General features: G+C 73.1%; 18 protein-coding genes. 6 read left to right on the forward strand and 12 right to left on the reverse strand.

The features are described from left to right. Window positions 1-138: 138 nt before the first annotated feature. The 4 genes from ABZ842_RS34380 to ABZ842_RS34395 form a co-directional block, all read right to left on the reverse strand. Window positions 139-1,620, reverse strand: coding sequence for a gluconate:H+ symporter (locus ABZ842_RS34380; RefSeq protein WP_361546112.1), 1,482 nt, complete (start codon window positions 1,618-1,620; stop codon window positions 139-141). Window positions 1,621-1,820: 200 nt separating this feature from the next. Next, complete coding sequence (locus ABZ842_RS34385) at window positions 1,821-2,231, reverse strand: RidA family protein (RefSeq protein ID WP_361546115.1); 411 nt, start codon at window positions 2,229-2,231, stop codon at window positions 1,821-1,823. Window positions 2,232-2,298: 67 nt separating this feature from the next. Next, the gene (locus ABZ842_RS34390; protein ID WP_361546118.1) at window positions 2,299-3,051 is read right to left on the reverse strand and encodes an IclR family transcriptional regulator; all 753 of its coding nucleotides are present in this window, start codon (window positions 3,049-3,051) and stop codon (window positions 2,299-2,301) included. Next, window positions 3,048-4,115 carry a sugar kinase gene (locus ABZ842_RS34395; protein ID WP_361546120.1) on the reverse strand — a complete coding sequence of 356 codons (1,068 nt, stop codon included), beginning with the start codon at window positions 4,113-4,115 and terminating at the stop codon, window positions 3,048-3,050. The genes ABZ842_RS34390 and ABZ842_RS34395 overlap by 4 nt, the downstream gene beginning before the upstream one ends. Before the next feature lie 131 nt (window positions 4,116-4,246). On the opposite strand from ABZ842_RS34395, the gene ABZ842_RS34400 reads away from it, so the two are divergent. Continuing rightward, the gene (locus tag ABZ842_RS34400; protein ID WP_361546123.1) at window positions 4,247-5,524 is read left to right on the forward strand and encodes an amino acid deaminase; all 1,278 of its coding nucleotides are present in this window, start codon (window positions 4,247-4,249) and stop codon (window positions 5,522-5,524) included. A gap of 16 nt (window positions 5,525-5,540) precedes the next feature. Continuing rightward, window positions 5,541-7,157 (forward strand): D-aminoacylase, encoded by a 1,617-nt coding sequence (locus tag ABZ842_RS34405; protein WP_361546125.1) that lies wholly within the window; start codon window positions 5,541-5,543, stop codon window positions 7,155-7,157. Window position 7,158: 1 nt separating this feature from the next. Here ABZ842_RS34405 and ABZ842_RS34410 read toward each other — a convergent pair whose 3' ends face one another. Then, the gene (locus tag ABZ842_RS34410) at window positions 7,159-7,389 is read right to left on the reverse strand and encodes a hypothetical protein (protein ID WP_361546128.1); all 231 of its coding nucleotides are present in this window, start codon (window positions 7,387-7,389) and stop codon (window positions 7,159-7,161) included. A gap of 161 nt (window positions 7,390-7,550) precedes the next feature. On the opposite strand from ABZ842_RS34410, the gene ABZ842_RS34415 reads away from it, so the two are divergent. Beyond that, window positions 7,551-7,808, forward strand: coding sequence for a chaplin (locus ABZ842_RS34415; RefSeq protein ID WP_361546131.1), 258 nt, complete (start codon window positions 7,551-7,553; stop codon window positions 7,806-7,808). Window positions 7,809-7,895: 87 nt separating this feature from the next. On the opposite strand, the gene ABZ842_RS34420 is transcribed toward ABZ842_RS34415, so the two are convergent. From ABZ842_RS34420 to ABZ842_RS34430, 3 genes are all read right to left on the reverse strand, one after another. Then, a complete protein-coding gene (locus tag ABZ842_RS34420) occupies window positions 7,896-8,756 on the reverse strand; it encodes a tyrosinase family protein (RefSeq protein ID WP_361546134.1) in 861 nt (286 codons plus the stop codon). A gap of 92 nt (window positions 8,757-8,848) precedes the next feature. After that, window positions 8,849-9,376 (reverse strand): tyrosinase family oxidase copper chaperone, encoded by a 528-nt coding sequence (locus ABZ842_RS34425; protein WP_361546137.1) that lies wholly within the window; start codon window positions 9,374-9,376, stop codon window positions 8,849-8,851. A gap of 142 nt (window positions 9,377-9,518) precedes the next feature. Then, window positions 9,519-10,022, reverse strand: a complete 504-nt coding sequence (locus tag ABZ842_RS34430) for a hypothetical protein (protein WP_361546140.1) — start codon at window positions 10,020-10,022, stop codon at window positions 9,519-9,521. A gap of 266 nt (window positions 10,023-10,288) precedes the next feature. Here ABZ842_RS34430 and ABZ842_RS34435 point away from each other — a divergent pair, with 266 nt between their 5' ends. Then, entirely contained in the window at window positions 10,289-11,590 is a 1,302-nt protein-coding gene (locus ABZ842_RS34435) for a cytochrome P450 (protein WP_361546143.1), read from the forward strand. A 17-nt stretch (window positions 11,591-11,607) separates the two neighbouring features. Here the strand turns inward: ABZ842_RS34435 and ABZ842_RS34440 are convergent, their stop codons facing one another. After that, window positions 11,608-12,108, reverse strand: coding sequence for a DUF5949 family protein (locus ABZ842_RS34440; protein WP_361546146.1), 501 nt, complete (start codon window positions 12,106-12,108; stop codon window positions 11,608-11,610). 45 nt (window positions 12,109-12,153) lie between these two features. Continuing rightward, window positions 12,154-12,747 carry a DUF4352 domain-containing protein gene (locus tag ABZ842_RS34445; RefSeq protein WP_361546149.1) on the reverse strand — a complete coding sequence of 198 codons (594 nt, stop codon included), beginning with the start codon at window positions 12,745-12,747 and terminating at the stop codon, window positions 12,154-12,156. 277 nt (window positions 12,748-13,024) lie between these two features. Between ABZ842_RS34445 and ABZ842_RS34450 the strand changes: the two genes are divergently transcribed. Then, complete coding sequence (locus ABZ842_RS34450; RefSeq protein ID WP_361546152.1) at window positions 13,025-13,264, forward strand: hypothetical protein; 240 nt, start codon at window positions 13,025-13,027, stop codon at window positions 13,262-13,264. A gap of 398 nt (window positions 13,265-13,662) precedes the next feature. Here ABZ842_RS34450 and ABZ842_RS34455 read toward each other — a convergent pair whose 3' ends face one another. Both ABZ842_RS34455 and ABZ842_RS34460 read right to left on the reverse strand, forming a co-directional pair. Beyond that, window positions 13,663-14,898 carry an NAD(P)-binding domain-containing protein gene (locus tag ABZ842_RS34455; RefSeq protein ID WP_361546155.1) on the reverse strand — a complete coding sequence of 412 codons (1,236 nt, stop codon included), beginning with the start codon at window positions 14,896-14,898 and terminating at the stop codon, window positions 13,663-13,665. A gap of 16 nt (window positions 14,899-14,914) precedes the next feature. Beyond that, the gene (locus ABZ842_RS34460) at window positions 14,915-16,219 is read right to left on the reverse strand and encodes an ATP-grasp domain-containing protein (protein WP_361546245.1); all 1,305 of its coding nucleotides are present in this window, start codon (window positions 16,217-16,219) and stop codon (window positions 14,915-14,917) included. Window positions 16,220-16,367: 148 nt separating this feature from the next. Between ABZ842_RS34460 and ABZ842_RS34465 the strand changes: the two genes are divergently transcribed. Continuing rightward, the gene (locus ABZ842_RS34465) at window positions 16,368-17,681 is read left to right on the forward strand and encodes a glycosyl hydrolase (protein WP_361546158.1); all 1,314 of its coding nucleotides are present in this window, start codon (window positions 16,368-16,370) and stop codon (window positions 17,679-17,681) included. Window positions 17,682-17,915 lie beyond the last annotated feature (234 nt).

A 17,915-nucleotide genomic window follows, 5' to 3' on the forward strand; every position in this document is an offset into this window, starting at 1 on the left:
ACACAAGGGGGCGGGGGTGATCGGGGGGTGGTTTTGGGGGGGGGGCCCCACCGGCCCCCCCCCCCGCCGGGGGGGGGGGGGGGGGGGGTGGGGGGGGGGGGGGGGGGGGGGGGGGCCCCCCCCCCCGACGGGAAGGCGCTACAGGAAGAGACTGATAAGCGCGGCGACGGCGAAGCCGACGACCGACAGCACGCACTCCAGCACCGTCCACGACTTCAGCGTGTCCCGCTCCGAGATCCCGAAGTACTTCGCGACGATCCAGAACCCGCCGTCGTTGACGTGCGACGCGAAGATCGAGCCCGCCGAGATCGCCATGATCACCAGCGCCAGGAACGCCTGCGAGTGGTCGCCGTTCTCGACCAGCGGCAGCACGATGCCCGCGGTGGTGACGATCGCGACCGTCGCCGACCCCTGCGCCACCCGCAGCACCAGCGAGATCAGGTACGCCAGGACGATCACCGGCAGCCCGACGTCCTCGAAGGTGTCGGAGAGCGCCTGGGCGACCCCGCTCGCCTTGAGGACCGCGCCGAAGACCCCGCCCGCGCCGACGACGAGCAGGATGTTGCCGACCGGCTTCAGGGAGGAGGTGGAGACCTGCTCCAGGGACTTGCGGGACCAGCCGCGCCGGATGCCCAGCAGGTAGTACGCCATGAACAGGGCGATCGTCAGCGCCACGAACGGGTTGCCGAAGAACTCGACCACCGAGCGGAAGGTGGACTCGTCCAGCGCGATCGAGGAGAACGTCGCGGCGAGGATCAGCACCAGCGGCGTACCGATGATCAGCAGCACGGTGGCGAGCGAGACCGGCTGCTCCGGGCCGCCCTTGCCGTCCGCGGTGCGCTCCGCGGCCACGGTGGCCTTGGCCTCCTCCGCCGCCTCCAGCATGTCCTGCGGCACCTCGACGTAGATGCGCTTGCCGATCCAGTCGGAGAAGACCCAGGCCGCGGCGACCGCGGGCAGGCCGACGACGACGCCCATCAGGATGACCCAGCCCAGCGAGACGTCCAGCAGGCCGGCCGCGGCGACCGGGCCGGGGTGCGGCGGCAGGAAGGCGTGGGTCATCGACAGACCCGCCAGCAGCGGCATCGCGTAGAGGAGGACCGACTTCCCGGAGCGCTTGGCCGCCGCGTACACGATCGGCGCGAGCACGAAGATGCCGACGTCGAAGAAGACCGGGATGCCGAAGATCAGACCGGTCAGACCCATGGCGAGCGGTGCGCGCTTCTCCCCGAAGAGGCCGAGGAGGCGCTTGCTGAGCACCTCGGCGCCGCCGGAGACCTCCAGGATGGCGCCGAGCATGGTGCCGAGGCCGATGATGATGGCGACGTGACCGAGGATGCCGCCCATGCCGGTCTCGATGACCGAGGTGGCGGCGGACCGCTGGATGGTGCCGAAGAGTTCGGTGACGGAGAGCCCGGCGGCGAGGCCGACGGCTATGGAGACGGCGAGCAGCGCGACGAACGGCTGGAGCCGGATCTTGATGATCAGTACGAGCAGCAGCACGATGCCGAGCGCGGCGACGGTCAGCAGACCCGCGGTGCCGTCGATCAGGAGGAGCAGTCCTCCGGTGTGGGGTGGCGCCTCGGGTGCGGGCGCCGATGCGGCGAGAGAGGTGAACACGACAAACCCTTACGTCGGTGGAGGGGTTTTGGGTGTGGTGGAGCACGGCACGGCGCTCCGCGGCGGGGCGCCGTCCCGTAGGGGGTGGTGCTGTGGGGGTGGGGCAAAGCTGCTTCTGGTTCGGGGTGCGGGGTGGAGGAGGTCCGCGGGCCGTTCAGGGGGCGACCCGCGGACCGGTTCGTGGGGGTGGTGGTGCCGGGTCAGCCGAGGACGGCGAGGGCGTCGATCTCGATGAGCAGGCCGGGCGGCAGTCCGACGTACACGGTGGTACGGGCCGCGGCGGGGGCGGTGAGGCCCTGCTCCTCGAAGTACGCGTTGTAGATCTCGTTCATCTCGGCGAAGTGGTTCACGTCGGTCAGGTAGACGCGCATCATCATCACGTCGTTCCAACTGGCGCCGCCCTCTTCGAGGACCGCCTTGACGTTGGCGAAGGTCTGGAGGGTCTGCTCGCGCAGGGTGGGGCCGGCGGGCGTCGGCGGCTGGCCCTCGACGGCCGGCAGGAAGCCGACCTGGCCGGCGACCTGGAGGATGTTGCCCTTCTTGACGCCGTGCGAGAACTTCGCGGGCGGGGCGGTGTGCGTGGCGGGGACGATCGCGGTCTTCTCGGTCATGTTCTTCTTCGGTTCCTTCGCGAGGGTGGTTGGCGGGGGGGTCAGAGGTCTTCGGGGTGGCGGGACGTCAGTGCGGGGTGACCGCGCCGGAGTACTCCCGGCTGATCGCGTCCGCGGTGCGCCGCACCAGCGGCAGCAGCGTGAGGAGTTCGTCGGCGGTGACGACCACGTTCGGTGCGGAGACCGACATCGCGGCCACCACCTTGCCGTCGGCGCCGCGGATGGGGGCGCCGATGCAGTTGATGGACTCCTCGTGGCCGCCGAGGTCGGTGGCCCAGCCCTGCTCGCGCACGATCGCCAACTCCTTGAGGAAGGCGGCGGCGTTCGGCGTCGAACGGGAGGTGTAGAGGGGGTAGTCGAGCTTTTCGGCGATGATCCGCCGCTCGGTCTCCGACAGGTCGGCGAGCAGCAGCTTGGCCACCGCGGCGACGGTGATGGCGACCGGCTTGCCGATCCGGGAGTACATCCGGACCGGGTAGCGGCTCTCCACCTTGTCGATGTAGAGCACCTCGCTCTCCTCGTACACGGCGAGGTGGACGGTGTGCCCGATCTGTTCGTTGAGGGTGACGAGGTGGGAGTGGGCGACCTCGCGCACGTCCAGGTTCTCGATCGCCTCCTGGGCGAGCGCGAAGAGCCGGGCGCCCAGCCGGTAGCGCTGGTCCTGCTGTCGGAACACCAGCCCGTGGTCGTGGAGGGTACGCAGCAGCCGCAGCGCGGTGGACTTGTGGACGTCGAGGCGCTGCGCGACCTGTCCGAGGTCGGCGGGGCCTTGCGCGAGCAGCGGAAGGATGCTGAGCGCGCGGTCGACGGTCTGGCTCATGGCGTACGTACCTCCTCATCCTCGGCTGAGGTCCAGCCGGGGCCGAGACGCAGTCTCCCCCAGGCCGCGTCGTCCAGTGCGGCCAGGCGGTCGGCCCGCTCGGTCGCGGGCGGTCTGCCCAGGTCCTCCGGGACCGTGAGCACGGCCGCCGCAGTCAGGTGGCCGTGCCGGAGCCGGTCGCGCAGCGGCAGTCCGCGCAGGGTCGCGGAGAGGTAGCCGGCGGCGAAGGCGTCGCCCGCTCCGACGGCGGCGACGACCTCCACGCTCGGCGCGGGCACGAAGGCCACCACGTCCCCGGCGCCGTCGCGGGCGAAGGCGGTCGCTCCGGCCGCGCCCTGCTTGACCACCAGCACCGCCGGCTCGGGCAGCGCGGCGCGGATCGCGGCGGGCCCTTCGATGCCCCAGGCGGCTTCGGCCTCGTCCTCGCCGACGAAGACGAGGTCGGCGCTGCGGGCGAGGTCGAGCAGGACCTCCGGCCCTTCGGCGCCGGACCACAGCCGGGGCCGGTGGTTGACGTCGAAGGAGGTCAACGGCCGGCCCGGGCGTGGACGCAGCAGACGGCGCAGGAGCGCGAGGCAGTCGGCGGAGAGGGCGGCGGTGATGCCGGTGAGGTGGAGCACCCGGCCGCCGAGCACATGGGCGTCCGAGACGGTGGCGGGCGACATCGCAGAGGCGGCGGAGCCGGCGCGGTAGTAGACGACCTCGTGGCCGTCGGCAGCGCGGTCGGCGGCGGTGCGGAAGTAGACCCCGGTGGGGCGGGAGGCGTCGCGGGTGACGGCGGAGGTGTCGACGCCGTAGCCGGAGATCGTCTCCACGAGGTGGTCGCCGAAGCCGTCCGTGCCGACCCGGCTGACCCAGCGGGTGCGGTGTCCGGCCGCGGCCAGCACGCAGGCCACGTTGGACTCGGCGCCGCCGATGGCGCGGGCGAAGGACGGGACGTCGGCGAGGCGCCCGGGGCGGGAGGGCAGGAACGTGACCATGGACTCGCCGAGGCAGATCACGTCCGTGACCGCCTTGGTGACGTCCGCGGCGGGCGGTACGTCGGGTCCGTTCACGCTGCTCACCCTGGGGCTCCTCGCGGGGTCTGGGGCCGCCGGATCCATTGACCCGACGCTCGGCCGGATGTTAGACAGCACCGAGCGATATACGCAATGGTCGTTGCAGACAATGCAACGCAGGAACCGAGGAGGCGTCCATGCCCGCCGATCAGCTGGGCCAACTCCGCCACGAACGGGTCGACCACCGCTTCAAGGCGCTGCCGCCCGACGCGGACGGACTGACCGTTGCCGAGCTGGCGGCCGAGCGGCGCTCCCTCTTCACCGGCGGCTTCACCACCCCCGTACTCGCGCTCTCCGCCGAGTCCGTCGAGCACAACCTCGACCTCCTCCAGACCTACTCCGAGCGCCACGGTCTCGCCTTCGCCCCGCACGGCAAGACCTCGATGTCCCCCCAGCTCTTCACCCGCCAGTTGGAGCGCGGCGCCTGGGGCATCACCGCCGCCGTCCCGCACCAGGCACGCGTCTACCGGGCCCACGGCATCCAGCGGATCTTCCTCGCCAACGAGATCGTGGACGCCGCCGCCCTGCGCTGGCTCGCCGGCGAACTCAACCGCGACCCCGACTTCCGCTTCATCGCCTACGTGGACTCCGTGCGTGGCGTCGAGCTGATGGACCAGGCCCTGACCGCCGCCGGGGCCACCCGCCCGGTCGACGTCGTCGTGGAGCTCGGCGCCGGCGAAGGCGCCCGCACCGGAGCCCGTACGGAGGCCGAGTGCGCCGCCGTCGCCGACGCGGTAGCCGCCGTCACCACGCTGCGGCTGGTCGGCGTCTGCGGCTACGAGGGCGAGGTCCCGAACGCCGACGGCGACAGCGTCCGCACCTGGCTGCGCCGGCTGGTCGCGCTGACCGCCGCGTTCGACGCCGCCGGCCGCTTCGCCGACAGCGACGACGTGGTGATCAGCGCCGGCGGCAGCGCCTGGTTCGACGCCGTCGCCGACGTCTTCGCCGAGGTCCCGGCGCTGTCCCGGCCGGTCCTGAAGCTGCTGCGCTCCGGCGCGTACGTCTCGCACGACGACGGCCACTACCGCCATCTGACCCCCTTCAACCGGGTCCCCGAAGAGGGTGCGCTCCAGCCCGCGCTGCGGCTGTGGGCGCAGGTCGTCTCCCGCCCCAGCCCCACGCAGGCGTTCCTCAACGCGGGCAAGCGGGACGCCGCGTACGACCTCGACCTGCCCGAGGCGCAGGCGGTGCGGGACGCCCGCACCGGCGAGCTCCGCCCCGCCACCGGCATCGAGGTCAGCGGCCTGTCCGACCAGCACGGCTGGGTGCGCACCGATCCGGGCGTCGACCTGGAGGTGGGCGACTGGATCGGCATGGGCCTGTCCCACCCCTGCACGGCCTTCGACAAGTGGCAGCTGATCCCGCTCGTCGAGGCCGACGGCACGGTCATCGACTACATCCGCACCTTCTTCTGAGACAGGCGGAACCGACATGGACCTCCTCATCCGGGACACGCGCGTCGTCGACGGCAGCGGCGCCGCCTCCTACCGGGCCGACGTGCACGTACGGGACGGCCGGATCGTCGCGATCCGACGTGAGGGCGACCCGGCGCCCGCCCTCGCGCCCGGCACCCGCACGATCGACGCCGCCGGGCTGGCCCTCGCGCCCGGCTTCATCGACATGCACGCCCACAGCGACCTCGCCCTGCTGCGCGACCCGGGGCACGAGGCGAAGGTGGCCCAGGGCGTCACCCTCGAAGTCCTCGGTCAGGACGGCCTGTCGTACGCCCCGGTCGACGACCGCACCCTGGAGGGCGTGCGCCGCAGCATCGCCGGTTGGAACGGCGGCGCCCCGGGCGACGAATCGGTCGACTTCGACTGGCGCACCGTCGGCGAGTACCTGGACCGCCTCGACCGCGGGATAGCGGTGAACGCCGCCTACCTCGTCCCCCAGGGCACGGTGCGGATGTACGCGGTGGGCTGGGACGACCGCCCCGCCACCGACGCCGAGCTGACCCGGATGAAGCAGCTCGTCGCCGAGGGCCTGGAGCAGGGCGCCGTCGGCATGTCCTCCGGGCTGACCTACACCCCCGGGATGTACGCGCCGGCCGCCGAACTGACCGAGCTGTGCCGGGTGGTGGCCTCGTACGGCGGCTACTACTGCCCGCACCACCGCTCCTACGGCGCCGGTGCGCTCCAGGCGTACGAGGAGATGGTCCAGCTCACCCGGGAGGCCGGCTGCGCCCTCCACCTCGCCCACGCCACCATGAACTTCGGGGTGAACAAGGGGAAGGCGGGCGATCTGCTGGCGCTGCTGGACGCGGCTCTGGCGGAGGGCGCCGACATCTCGCTGGACACCTATCCGTACACCCCCGGCTCCACCACCCTGGTGGCCACCTTGCCGAGTTGGGCGAGCGAGGGAGGCCCGGACGCGCTGCTCGCGCGCCTCGCGGACGACGAGACGGCCGAGAGGATCCGCCACCACCTGGAGGAGGTCGGCTCCGACGGCTGCCACGGCGTGCCGATGGAGTGGGAGACGATCGAGATCTCCGGCGTCGGCCGGCCGGAGCTCACCTCGTACGTCGGGCGGACCATCGAGCAGTCGGCGAAGGACCGCGGCGAGACCCCCTGGGTCACCGCCCGCCGGCTGCTGATCGAGGACCGGCTCAGCTCCTCGATCCTCCAGCACGTCGGCCACGAGGAGAACGTCCGCGCGATCATGCGCCACCGGGTGCACACCGGCGGCAGCGACGGCATCCTCCAGGGCGCGAAGCCGCATCCGCGGGCGTACGGCACCTTCCCGCACTACCTGGGTCGCTACGCCCGCGAGTTGGGCATCCTCTCGCTGGAGGAGACCGTGGCCCACCTCACCTCGCGGCCGGCCGCCCGGCTGCGGCTCGCGGACCGGGGCCTGGTGCGCGAGGGCTACCGCGCCGACCTGGTGCTCTTCGACCCGGCGACGGTCGCGGCGGGCTCCACCTTCGAGGCGCCGCGCACCCTGCCGACGGGCATTCCGCACGTCCTGGTCGACGGGCAGTTCGCGGTGTACGAGGGGGTGCGGACGGACGTCCTGGCCGGCCGGTCCGTCCGCCGCACCCCGCGCGTCTGAGCTATCGCGGCAGCAGTCCGCCGGCGAGGTCGGTGACGGGCGCGAGCACGCCGCCGGGCGGCGGCTTGAGCATGTTGCGGTCGACCTCGCCGGCGCTGTGGCCGCCGGCCGTGGCGGTGGGTGCGGCGTGCGCGCCCGCGCCCGCGCCGCCCAGGGCCGCCAGTGCCAGGGCGCACACCACGGCGGCCCTCCTGCGGTTCTGCTGCTTCTGGTGCTGCTTCTGCTTCTCCATGTCCGGGCAACGGCCGGGCCCCGCACGGGGTCACGGCCCGTGCGCCACTCGCACAGACGATCAGTTCGTCGATGATCCGTTACCACCTACGGGGTATCGCGTTGTCATCGTGAAGGTCGCAAGCTCTGCGGCCGATGTCCTGTATGTGCAAGGAGAACTTGATGTCGCGTATCGCGAAGGCCGCTGCCGTCGTCGCCGGTTCCGGCGCCGTCCTGGTCGGTGGAGCCGGCCTGGCCGTTGCGGACGCCGGAGCGCACGGTGCCGCCGCCAACTCCCCGGGCGTCCTGTCGGGCAACGTCGTCCAGGTGCCCGTCAACATCCCGGTGAACGTCTGCGGCAACACCATCGACGTGATCGGGCTGCTGAACCCCGCGTTCGGCAACACCTGCGTGAACGGCGGCGGCCACGGCGCCTACTGAGCCGAACCGCACCGAGGGCCCGTCCCCTCCGACCCGCTCGGGTTCGGAGGGGACGGGCCCTCGGCCTGTGTACGGGGCTGGTCGCCGCTACACGTAGCGGTACCAGCGGGTGTGGTCGAGCAGCGCTGCCGGCGCGTCGCCCCACGGCGGCAGCCCCTCCGCCAGCGCGTACACCCGGCCGTGCTGCGGATCGTTCGACGGCAGCGGGGCGAGCGGCAGATAGCCGGCGCGCGGCTGCGCCTGCTGCCAGCGCGCCCACAGCCGGTCGATGAAGGCGTGGTGCAGCCAGAACACCGGGTCGTTGGGGGACGTGGCGCCCAGCATGAGTCCACCGACCCAGCGATGCACCCGGTTGTGCATCCGCCAGCGCTCGGGGGTGCCGGCGGCCCACCCCTCCATGGCGTTGCGGAACCCGCTCCTCGTGGTGGAGTCCCAGGGCTGCGCGTCGTACTGGGGCTCCTTCAGGGCGCGGGCCACGTCGTCCCGCGTCGGCAGGGACAGCGGGTCCGCGGGGCGTCCCAGGTCACGGGTGAGGTACCGGCCGTCCAGGACGCCGGAGTTGATCCGCCAGTTGCCGGTGCGGTGCGCGAAGGGGCCGGTCGTCACCTGGCGGTCGCCGCTGCGGCCGGTGCCGCCGAGGAAGTCGTCCGCCCACAGCGACGAGGTGGGCGAGGAGTCGACCGTCCAGTCCCAGTACGGGACGGTCACCCGCTCGTCGACCTCCTGGAGCGCCCGTTCGAACTCCAGCAGGTAGCGGCGGTGCCAGGGGAAGAACGACGGCGTCATGTGGGCGGCGCGCGGGCGGCGCTCGCCGTCGGTCACGTAGAACTCGCCGTGCAGGTCGACGAAGTCGTCGTACCTGCCGGACTTCTTCAGCGCCAGCAGCGCGTCCACCAGGCGCCGCTTCTCGACCGGGGTCAGGTCCCGCTGGTTCTTGCGGACGGGCACCCCCGCCGGGGCGTCGGTCCTCGTTCCGGTTCTCGTTCCGGTTCTCGTTCCAGTTCTCGTTCCGGTTCTCATTCGTTGTGGCTCCTTTCGCCTCACAGGGCGTGGGCCGGGGTCTGCGAGAGGCGGGCGGTGCCCAGGTCGTCGACGGCCGCGCGGGCCGCCGCGCGCAACGTCGGAAACGACTCGTAGTGGTTCACCGCGCTCAGATAGCTGCCGTCGGCCCGGCGCATGACGTGCAGCGGACGGCCGTCGATCCGCACCTCGACGGTGTGTTCGGCGGCGTGGCCCGCGGCGCTCGCCGGCGCGACGCCGGTGGAGCGGCTCGCGGGGACCAGAACGGTCGCGGAGCCCTCGATGCGCCGCCCCTGGTACGTCTCCGCGAACCGCTCCGCCACGGGGACGGCGGGGTCGGCGGGTGCGGCGGGGTCGGCGGGGGTCGCGGGCGGTGCGCCGGCGACCCCCGCCGCCGTGGCGCCCGCCGCACCCGCCCGCTCGCCGCCGTGCCGCACCAGGGGCGCGAGGGCCCCCGCCGTGCCGGCGACCACGCCGATCGCGAAGAGCGTGCGCAACGCGATGCGCCGGGTCAGGCGACCCGTGCCGCGGTGGTCTCGGATGCGCATGGAGCCTCCCTTTGTCTGTTTGTCCGTTTCATGCATGACAGGGCGATGCGTCCCCCTGTCAACGAGACGACCGGCAAAGGGTTCCTCATACGAGTGGTACGACCGGTATGACAGTCGCTCCGGTCGTCGGCGGCGCCGCGACTCAGCCGAGCAGCACGTCCGCGGTGGGCGCGCCCCGCAGCGTCGGCGTCAGGAGCGCCACTTCGGGCAGCACCGGCTCGGGCTGCCCGAACAGTTCGGGGCGCGGCGCGGACAGCGGCGCCCCGAGCGAGGCGCCCGGCGTGGCGAACACCAGATCGGTCGCGTCCGACGTCACCCCTGCGGTGCCGAGGGTGCCATCGCCCAGCGGGCGCTCAAGCGGGACCTCGACCGCGGTGTGGGGCAGTTCGCCGGTGAACGGCACCCGGGGCAGCGCTCCCTGCGGCAGCAGCCGCCCGTCGACGTGGGCCGGCGCCGCCGGCGCGCCGGGCACGGGCACGGGGACGCCGGTGCTCAACTCGGGTACCTCGATCGGCACGACCGTCTCCAGGCTCTCCAACGGCAACGTGACCGGCACCGACGTGCCGGCGACGGCGGGCGCGGCTCCCACGGCCGCCGCCACGCACGCCAACGCCGCTGCAACAGAACCCCGGGTGGTCAGCTTCATGGGTGGGTGTGCCCCTCTTCTCTTCGGTTGATCTCTCGGTTGTGCTCTTCGCCTTGTCGGCTCGGCGTCAACGCACGACGACCGCGTGGGGAAGAACGAGCGAACCGACCGGACCAGCACACGATTCCCCCAAATGCAGCAGCGCACCGCAGCACATGGCATTCCGAACGAAGCGTGAGAATCGCCCGTAGAACCCCAAGGCGGGTCATACGCTCCCCTCCTCGTGGGCCACCATGGCGCCCCCGACCCGAGGAGGTTCGACCGCCGTGGCAACTCCGGCCCCCGCCCACGCCCCCGCTCCCGCCCCCGCTCCGACGACCCCGCTCCGACTTTCGGACGTCGACCTCGCCGACGCCTCGTTCTGGCAGCTGCCGCGCGCCCGGCGGCTGGAGTCCTTCGCGCTGTTGCGCACCCTCGACGCGCCGGTGCGCTTCGGCGCCGCCGACGGACGCGGCGGCAGACGCAGGGGCGACGGCGGCTTCTACGCCCTCGTCCGGCACGCCGACGTCCAGGAGGCAAGCCGCAGCCCGCGCCTCTTCGCCAGTGCGCCCGGGGTCACCACCCCCGAGCCCGCCGCCTGGGTCAAGGCCCTCTTCGGCGACTCGATGGTGAACCTGGACGACCCGAAGCACGCCGCGCTGCGCAAGATCGTCGCCCGTGCCTTCACGCCCCGGCTGCTGGCCGCGGCGGAGGACAACGTACGGGCGGTGGCCGACCGGATCGTGGACGAGGTGCTGCGGGACCGGCCGACGGACTTCGTCACGGCCGTCGCCTCCCGGATGCCGTTCCGGATCATCTGCGACCTGATGGGGATCCCGGCCCACCACCGCATCGAGATCGCCCGCCGGATCGACGAGGCGTCGGCCCACGTGGGCGTGGCGCGGCGCCGGCTGCGGGTGCCCGGACGCGGGCTGCGCGCCCTGGGCCATCTGCACGTGGTGATGGCGAAGCTGGCGCGCGAGCGCCGGCGCGCCCCCGCGGACGACCTGATCTCGGCGCTGGTCACCGCCGACGTGGACGGCCAGGCGCTGACCTCGCGGCAACTCGGGGCGTTCTTCTCGCTGCTGCTGGTCGCCGGCGTGGAGACGACCCGCAACGCCATCGCCCACGGCCTCGTCCTGCTGACCGACCACCCCGGCCAGTGCGCCCTGCTCGAAACGGACTTCGAGCGGTTCGCGGACGGCGCGGTGGACGAGATCGTGCGCCACTCCACGCCGATCATCCAGTTCCGGCGCACGGTGGCGACGGAGTGCGAACTGGGCGGACGGGCCTTCCGCCCGGGCGAGAAGGTGGTGCTCTTCTACGCCTCCGCCAATCGCGACGAGGCGGTCTTCGACTCCCCCGACGCCTTCGACATCACCCGCTCCCCCAACCCGCACCTGGGGTACGGGGGCGGCGGCCCGCACTACTGCCTGGGCGCGCACCTGGCGCGCCAGGAGATGAAGGCGCTGTTCGGCGCGTTGCTGGCCCGTACGCAGGGGCTGCGGGCGACCGGCCCGGCGGAGTTGGTCGACTCGAACTTCGACAACCGGGTGCGGGCGCTGCCGTTCGCCTTCGCGGCGCGCTGAGGGCCGTACGGTCGCGTCTAGGCGCGCAGTTCGCTGACGCGCAGCAGCACGTGGGCCGAGGACAGCAGGGCCTCCTCCGTGCCGAGGAACGCCTGGAGCGTCTCCTCGGTGACCGGCTGCCCCGGGGTCGCCTCCGGCCAGGGGCGGCTCGCGACGATGAGGTGCGCGTGCCCCCGCCCGTCCGCCGCGGTCAGCCACTCCTCGGGCGCGGGGCACTGGGCACTGAGGTACGGCATGGTGAGGACGGCCTGGCCGCCCTCGACGAGCAGCCGGATCGGGGAGTTCACGGAAGCGGGCGTCGCATCGGTCATGTCACCGACCTTGAGGCCGCATTCGTCGATCATTCCGAGCACGGCGGCGGTGCGCTCCTCGTCATTTCCGTCGCCGTCGCCGAGGGAATAGACGAGCAGGTACGGCATGTCGTGGCCGGCTTCGGGATCACCGGTCCAGGCGAGCACGGAAAGGGTGCCCAAGTGGCTGCGGCGGACGGTGTTTTTGGTGGTGTTCGCAGTGCTCATGGCTCGGCACCCTAGTGCCCTGACGGGCTTGTCAGCCTCCTGCATTCACCTGGATGGCGGATGTTGGAGCAGCCACGTGACGGTCGTCGTGCCGAGCGTGCTGTGGAATCGAGTGATGCGCGCGTCTTCCGGCACGTCGAACACCAGCCAGCCTTCCGATTGTTCACCTACCGCAAGGGTGTTCCATTTCAGCGGAATTCCGGTGGTGAATTCCTTGACGTCGGCGGCGGTTCCGGAAAGGACGGAATGGCGCTTTCCGCGGTCGTCGGTGACCCAGGCGGCGGTGCGGCGGGCGTCGTGCCGGCTGCCGCCCACGTTCAGCAGCGCGACGTCGACGCCGAGCCACCGGCGGCCCTCGGCCGGCTGCGGCCGGGGCTGCTTCGCCTTCCGTACGGCGACGGCGGGGTCGACGTAGCCGTGCACCGTCATCCGCAGGTGCTCGCCCGACGCCCCGCCGCCGAGGTCGACCGCGTCGCCGAGCCAGGCGGCGCGCCGGACGCCGTCCGGCCCCTTCCCGTCCGGCCCCTTCCCGTCCGCCCGGGCCGACGCCGCGTCCCTACGGTCGTCGGGCGCGCCCTGACAGCCGGTCGCGCCCAACGCGAGCGCCGACAGCAGCAGCGCGGAGGCCATGCGTCGCATGATCGGTCCCCTCATGAAGCCGGTTTTCCGTATGATCACGCCCTTTGCCGCCGTGCGCCGTTCCCTGGGGCATCCGCCCGGGGCGTGTCGCGCGATGTGCACCCCGACGGGTCGTCCTTCACGGCGCGCACGCCGTTGCCGCGATCCCCTGCGCGCGCGGGCCGTGCCGACCTGTGAGCGCGGGCACGCCCCGCATGCCTCGAAAAACCGTTCCTGCGCTACTCCGTGACCCTTGGTGCTCAGTGACCCGGGCGCGGTGGGCGCCGTTGGCTGCCATATGGCTAGGACTCCCGCGAATCCCCGTTGGCAGCGCGTCCAGACCCTCCCGAAGGCGGCGCCGCCGTCGGGCGCCACCCCGATCTACGAACAGTTGGTGCGCGAATGGGGCGCGGCGGGCCGTGCGCTTCCCGGTGGCGGCGGCCAGGAGGTGGAGCGGGCCCGCGCGCCCCGCTTCCCCCAACAGCCGGAGTCCCGCGCCCCCGCGCCCCCACGCCGCGGCTGGCTCCACCCGACGTAGCTCGCGACGACTGCCGCCGCCCTTCTCTTGACACCCCCGCCGTTGCCCTGCGGCATCCGTTGGTCTCCGCGCCCCGGTGGTGGGCTGTTCGCGCAGTTCCCCGCGCCCCTAAAAACCTCCGCCCCAGCCCGCAGACAAGTGCCGGGGGCAGCGAAACAGGTGGCGCTGGGGCTCCCCCCACGCCCTTCGGGCGTAGGGGGCGGAACTGCGCGAGCAAGCCACCACCGGGCCGCAGGGGAAACCCTTCCGCAGGGAAACGGCGAGGCTGTTGGGGGCGCGGGGAACTGCGCGACAAGCCACCCATGGTCCGCAGAGAGCAACGGTCCCGCAGGGAAACGGCGAGGTCTTCAGGAGTGCGGGGAACTGCGCGGGTAACCCACCACCGGGCCGCAGTGGGGTCAGCGGCGCGCGGCGCTGGGCGCAGGGGCGCGGGGCGCTCGGAGGTGGGCGCAGAGGCCCGTCGCAAGGCGCGGCGCCGTGAACTCCGCGCCGTACACGAACCGCATCGACGGCCCGAACGACGGCGCCGCCAGCAACCCCGCGAAGAACAACCCCGCGCACGACGACTCGAACACCCCGCTCAGCTCCGGCGCCCGCCCCGCCCCCACCGTCGCCAGCGCGGCCCGCAGCGGCGCGTCGAGGAGGGCGAGGCGGTCGAGGTCGGGCGTGAAGCCGGTCGCGGCCACCACGTGGTCGGTGTCCACCGACACCGCGCCTCCCGGCCCGTGCAGCGTCAGCCGGACCCGCCCGTCCACCACCCGCGCCCCGCCCAGCGCGTGCCCGAGCAGTTCGGGGACGGTGTCCTCGTACCGCTGTCTGAGCCACCACGCACCGGCAGGGCCGAGCGCGGTGCGGGCGATGTGTTCGCGTTTGGCGGGGGACAGGTGGCGTACGGCCCAGGGCAGTTCGGAGTACGCCCAGCTGCGCCAGCCGGAGCCGAGGCCGCTGAGCGGGGTCCGCAGCTTCCGGTACGGGCCGCGCGCCTCGGGCACGGGCAGGGTGTTCCAGTTCAGCGCGTGCGTCCGGGCCACGAGCCGGGGCCTGGCGCCGGTCTCCGCCAGCAGCGTCGCCGTCTCCAGGGCGGCCTGTCCGGCGCCGACGACGGTGACGTCCCGACCGCGGAAGCCGCTCAGGTCGCGGTGGTCGGTGCTGTGGGAGACGTGCTCGGGGCCGAGCCCGGACAGCTCCCGCGGCACGCGGGCGAACGGCAGCAGGCCGACGGCGACGACCGCCGTGCGCGCCGTGACCGCGTCACCATCGGCGGTGTGCACGACGAAGCCGCCGCCCGGGCCGTCGTGCCGGGCGAGTCGGGTCACGGTCCGCTCGTCGACGTCGGGGACCGCGTTGTCGGCGAACCAGCGGCCGTACGCGGTGAACGCACCGATCGGCAGCGGCCGGCCGTGTTCCGTCGCGAAGCCGGCGCGGGCGCCGTAGCGGGCGAGGGTGTGCTCCGCGGCCGGGTCGCTCAGGTTCGACGCCCAGGGCTCGGACTTGAGGAACATGCCGTCCGGCATGTGGTCGCGCCAGGTGGCCATCGGCCGCCCGAAGAGCTTCAGGCGCATTCCTGCGTCGGCCGCGTGCGCGGCGACGGACAGCCCGTAGGGGCCGGCGCCGATGACTGCCACGTCGTACATGTTCGGTTCCTTCACGTCAGTGCTGCGTCTGCGTCGGCTGGGCTTCGGTGGGTGCCACGGCGGTGGGCGCCATGGCGGTGCGCGGGGGCGGAACGCGAGGGCGCACCGCAGCCGAGGCCCGGCCCGCCCCCTTGGCGAGCCCGCGCCGCAGCCAGGCCCCCGCCATCGCGAAGAAGGGCCGCGGGTCGTCTGCGGCGTACCAGGCGGTCTCCACGCCGGCGCCGCCGACCGACGCCGTGGGCGCCCGCCGCCCGCCCGTCGCCGTCGCGGCGGCGGCCAGCAGCGCGTAGTTCTCGGCGACGAAGACCCGCCCGGGGCGCTCCGCCCGCGCCGGCACCGGCTGCCCGGTCAGGTCCAGGTAGAGGGCGCGTACGACGTCGATCCCGTCGGGCCCGGTGAAGAGGCGGAACTGCGCGCCGGGCCGGGGGTTGGCGTCCAGCAGCGAGTACACGCCGGTCGACGCGTCGCGCCGGAAGTCGAGGTCGATGACGCCCCGGTAGCCGACGTGCGCGACCAGCCGCAGGGCCGCCCGCTCCACTTCGGCGTTCGGCTGCCAGCGGCCCTTGGCGGTCAGTCCGGTGCGCGGCGGCCACGACAGTTCCTTGCGCCCGCTGCCGCCGGCGAGGCAGTCGGCGTGCGCGTCGACGTAGCCGTGGAAGAACCAGTCGCCGTCCGGGGCGTCGGGCAGATAGCGCTGGAGCAACAGCCCGGCGCCGGTGCCGGCGCCGCGTTCGTACAGCGCCCTGGCCTCGGCCGGCGAGCGGACCAGGCAGGTGCTGCGCAGCCCGGCCGCTGGCGGCAGCAGCCAGGGCCGGCTCCACTTGGCCACCAGCGGCAGCCCGAGCCGAGCCGCGGCGTCGGCCGTCGCGGCGGCGCCGGGCGGCACCACCGTCTCCGGGTGCGCGACGCCGGCTGCCCGGCACACCGCGGCGAGTTCGCCCTTGTCGGCGAGGAGTCCGGGCAGGGCCGGCGGCAGCGCGGGGAAGAGGTAGCGCTCGGCGAGCCTGGGTGCGTGGGCGGCGGTGAGTACGGCGCCGAGGTCGTCCATCGGGATCAGCACGGCGCGCCGGCCGATCCGTTCGGAGACGGCGCACAGCAGGTCGACGAAGGCGTCCGGGCCGGTCGCGGCCCACCGCGGCGCGGGGTGCGCCCGGCTGAGGTGGCGGGAGCGGGCGACCGGGCTGCGGGCCGACTCCACGACGGCGTGCACCTCGACGCCGGTGCGGCCCAGCGATCTGACGGCACCGAGGGTGCCGTGGTGAAAGGGGTTCCGGTCGAGGCGCAACACGAGCGCGGGGACCCCGGCGTCGAACGGTGGCATGGACGTCACAACTTTCACCTGGATGGCCCCTCGGGGCGCGGACGTGTTCGCGGATGGGCTAGCGACGCTCCCCCAGAACGCCCATTAATAGGACTTTCTGCCTACGGTCGGACAAGTCGTCAGTTCGATTGCCAGCCAAGGAGGAGCCATGAAGCGAGGGCGCCGCCGCACCGCCACCGGCACCTGTGTCAGCACGGTCACCGCCTCCCTCCTCGTCTCCGCGGGCGTCTTCGCGGGCGTGGGAGCGGGGGCGACGGGCCGGGCCAGCGCCGAGGAGCGGGGCCACGGCGAGGTCGCCCTGGGCGCCTACGTCGACTACGGGGCGGCCGGCCCGCGGCGCATGGCGGAGCTCTCGCGCTGGCTCGGCGGCACGGACCTGAAGGTCGGTCACACGTACCTGCCCGGCGACGTCTGGGGCGGCATCGAGGGCAACGTCGACTTCCTCGACGACTGGGCCCGCTGGCGTCAGGGCGCGAAGGACCGGATGTTCGTCCTCAACGTGCCCATGCTGGAGCGGAACGAGGGCCGGCTGCCGGACCACGAGGTGCGCGGGCTGCTGCGGGCGGGCGCGGGCGGCCAGTTCGACCACCACTTCCGCGCCCTCGCGCAGCGCCTGGTCGAACTGGGGGTGCCGGACACCGTCGTCGTGCTCGGCTGGGAGATGAACGGGACCACGTACTCGCACCGGTGCGGACCGGATCCGGCGGCGTGGAAGGCGTACTGGCAACGGATCGTGGCGGCGATGCGCTCGGTGTCCGGGCAGTCGTTCCGCTTCGACTTCGCGCCGAACCGCGGCAAGGACGCGATCCCGTGGACCGAGTGCTACCCCGGCGACGACGTCGTGGACATCATCGGCATGGACTCCTACGACCAGGCGCCGGGCCGCACCTTCGAGGAACAGGCGACGGCGCCGTACGGGCTGCGCGACCAGGTCGCGTTCGCGCGCGAGCACGGCAAGGAGATCTCGTACCCCGAGTGGGGGCTGTTCCGCAACGGGGACAACCCGGAGTACATGCGGGGCATGCTCGACTGGATCGAGGAGCACGAGCCGCTCTATCAGACCATCACGGACTACTGTCCGCACGGCGTCTGGCAGTGTGATGACAACCCCAAATCGTCAGGTGTGTTCCGGCGGGAACTGTCCGGCAAGCCGCCGGTGCCGACGGCTCCGCCCGTGCCGTCCGTGCCGCCGGTGCCGTCGCCGAAGCCGGCGGAGCCGAGTGCGACGCCGAGCCCGAGTCCGACGCCGCCGGTGGTCAAGCCCACGCCCAAACCGAGCGAGACGGTCGTGCCGCCGCCGGTGGTCAAGCCCACGCCCAAGCCGGAGGAACCGTCGGCCCCGCCGTCCCCGCTCCCCCGCCCGAACGCGACGGAGTGGTGCGTGCCGCTCCCCTTCGCCGAGTGGCCCCTGCTGTGGCACTCGGACAAGTTCTGCGTAAAGCTCCCCCGCGGCGTCATGTAACCCCTCGACGCCACGCCCCACCGGGCCGTGGGCGACCATGCGTGCCGCGGTTCCGCGGTGGCGGTGATGCGGTGTGGCGTCTGCGGCCCGCCTGTGGCTTGTCGCGCAGTTCCCCGCGCCCCTGAAAGGTCTCGCCGCTGCCCTGCGGGGTCCGTTGGTTCCGCCCCCGGGTGGTGGGTTGCTCGCGCAGTTCCGCCCCCTGTGCCCTGCGGGCACGGGGGGACCCCCAGCGCC

The sequence above is a fragment of the Streptomyces sp. NPDC047315 genome, from assembly GCF_040643215.1.
Taxonomy (GTDB): domain Bacteria; phylum Actinomycetota; class Actinomycetes; order Streptomycetales; family Streptomycetaceae; genus Streptomyces.

Excerpts from the sequence above, each read along its gene's own strand:
- ABZ842_RS34385 (WP_361546115.1), bottom strand. The coding sequence starts at position 2,231 with ATGACCGAGAAGACCGCGATCGTCCCCGCCACGCACACCGCCCCGCCC.
- ABZ842_RS34390 (WP_361546118.1), bottom strand. The coding sequence starts at position 3,051 with ATGAGCCAGACCGTCGACCGCGCGCTCAGCATCCTTCCGCTGCTCGCG.
- ABZ842_RS34400 (WP_361546123.1), top strand. The coding sequence starts at position 4,247 with ATGCCCGCCGATCAGCTGGGCCAACTCCGCCACGAACGGGTCGACCAC.
- ABZ842_RS34405 (WP_361546125.1), top strand. The coding sequence starts at position 5,541 with ATGGACCTCCTCATCCGGGACACGCGCGTCGTCGACGGCAGCGGCGCC.
- ABZ842_RS34410 (WP_361546128.1), bottom strand. The coding sequence starts at position 7,389 with ATGGAGAAGCAGAAGCAGCACCAGAAGCAGCAGAACCGCAGGAGGGCC.
- ABZ842_RS34415 (WP_361546131.1), top strand. The coding sequence starts at position 7,551 with ATGTCGCGTATCGCGAAGGCCGCTGCCGTCGTCGCCGGTTCCGGCGCC.
- ABZ842_RS34425 (WP_361546137.1), bottom strand. The coding sequence starts at position 9,376 with ATGCGCATCCGAGACCACCGCGGCACGGGTCGCCTGACCCGGCGCATC.
- ABZ842_RS34430 (WP_361546140.1), bottom strand. The coding sequence starts at position 10,022 with ATGAAGCTGACCACCCGGGGTTCTGTTGCAGCGGCGTTGGCGTGCGTG.
- ABZ842_RS34440 (WP_361546146.1), bottom strand. The coding sequence starts at position 12,108 with ATGAGCACTGCGAACACCACCAAAAACACCGTCCGCCGCAGCCACTTG.
- ABZ842_RS34445 (WP_361546149.1), bottom strand. The coding sequence starts at position 12,747 with ATGCGACGCATGGCCTCCGCGCTGCTGCTGTCGGCGCTCGCGTTGGGC.
- ABZ842_RS34450 (WP_361546152.1), top strand. The coding sequence starts at position 13,025 with ATGGCTAGGACTCCCGCGAATCCCCGTTGGCAGCGCGTCCAGACCCTC.
- ABZ842_RS34455 (WP_361546155.1), bottom strand. The coding sequence starts at position 14,898 with ATGTACGACGTGGCAGTCATCGGCGCCGGCCCCTACGGGCTGTCCGTC.
- ABZ842_RS34460 (WP_361546245.1), bottom strand. The coding sequence starts at position 16,219 with ATGCCACCGTTCGACGCCGGGGTCCCCGCGCTCGTGTTGCGCCTCGAC.
- ABZ842_RS34465 (WP_361546158.1), top strand. The coding sequence starts at position 16,368 with ATGAAGCGAGGGCGCCGCCGCACCGCCACCGGCACCTGTGTCAGCACG.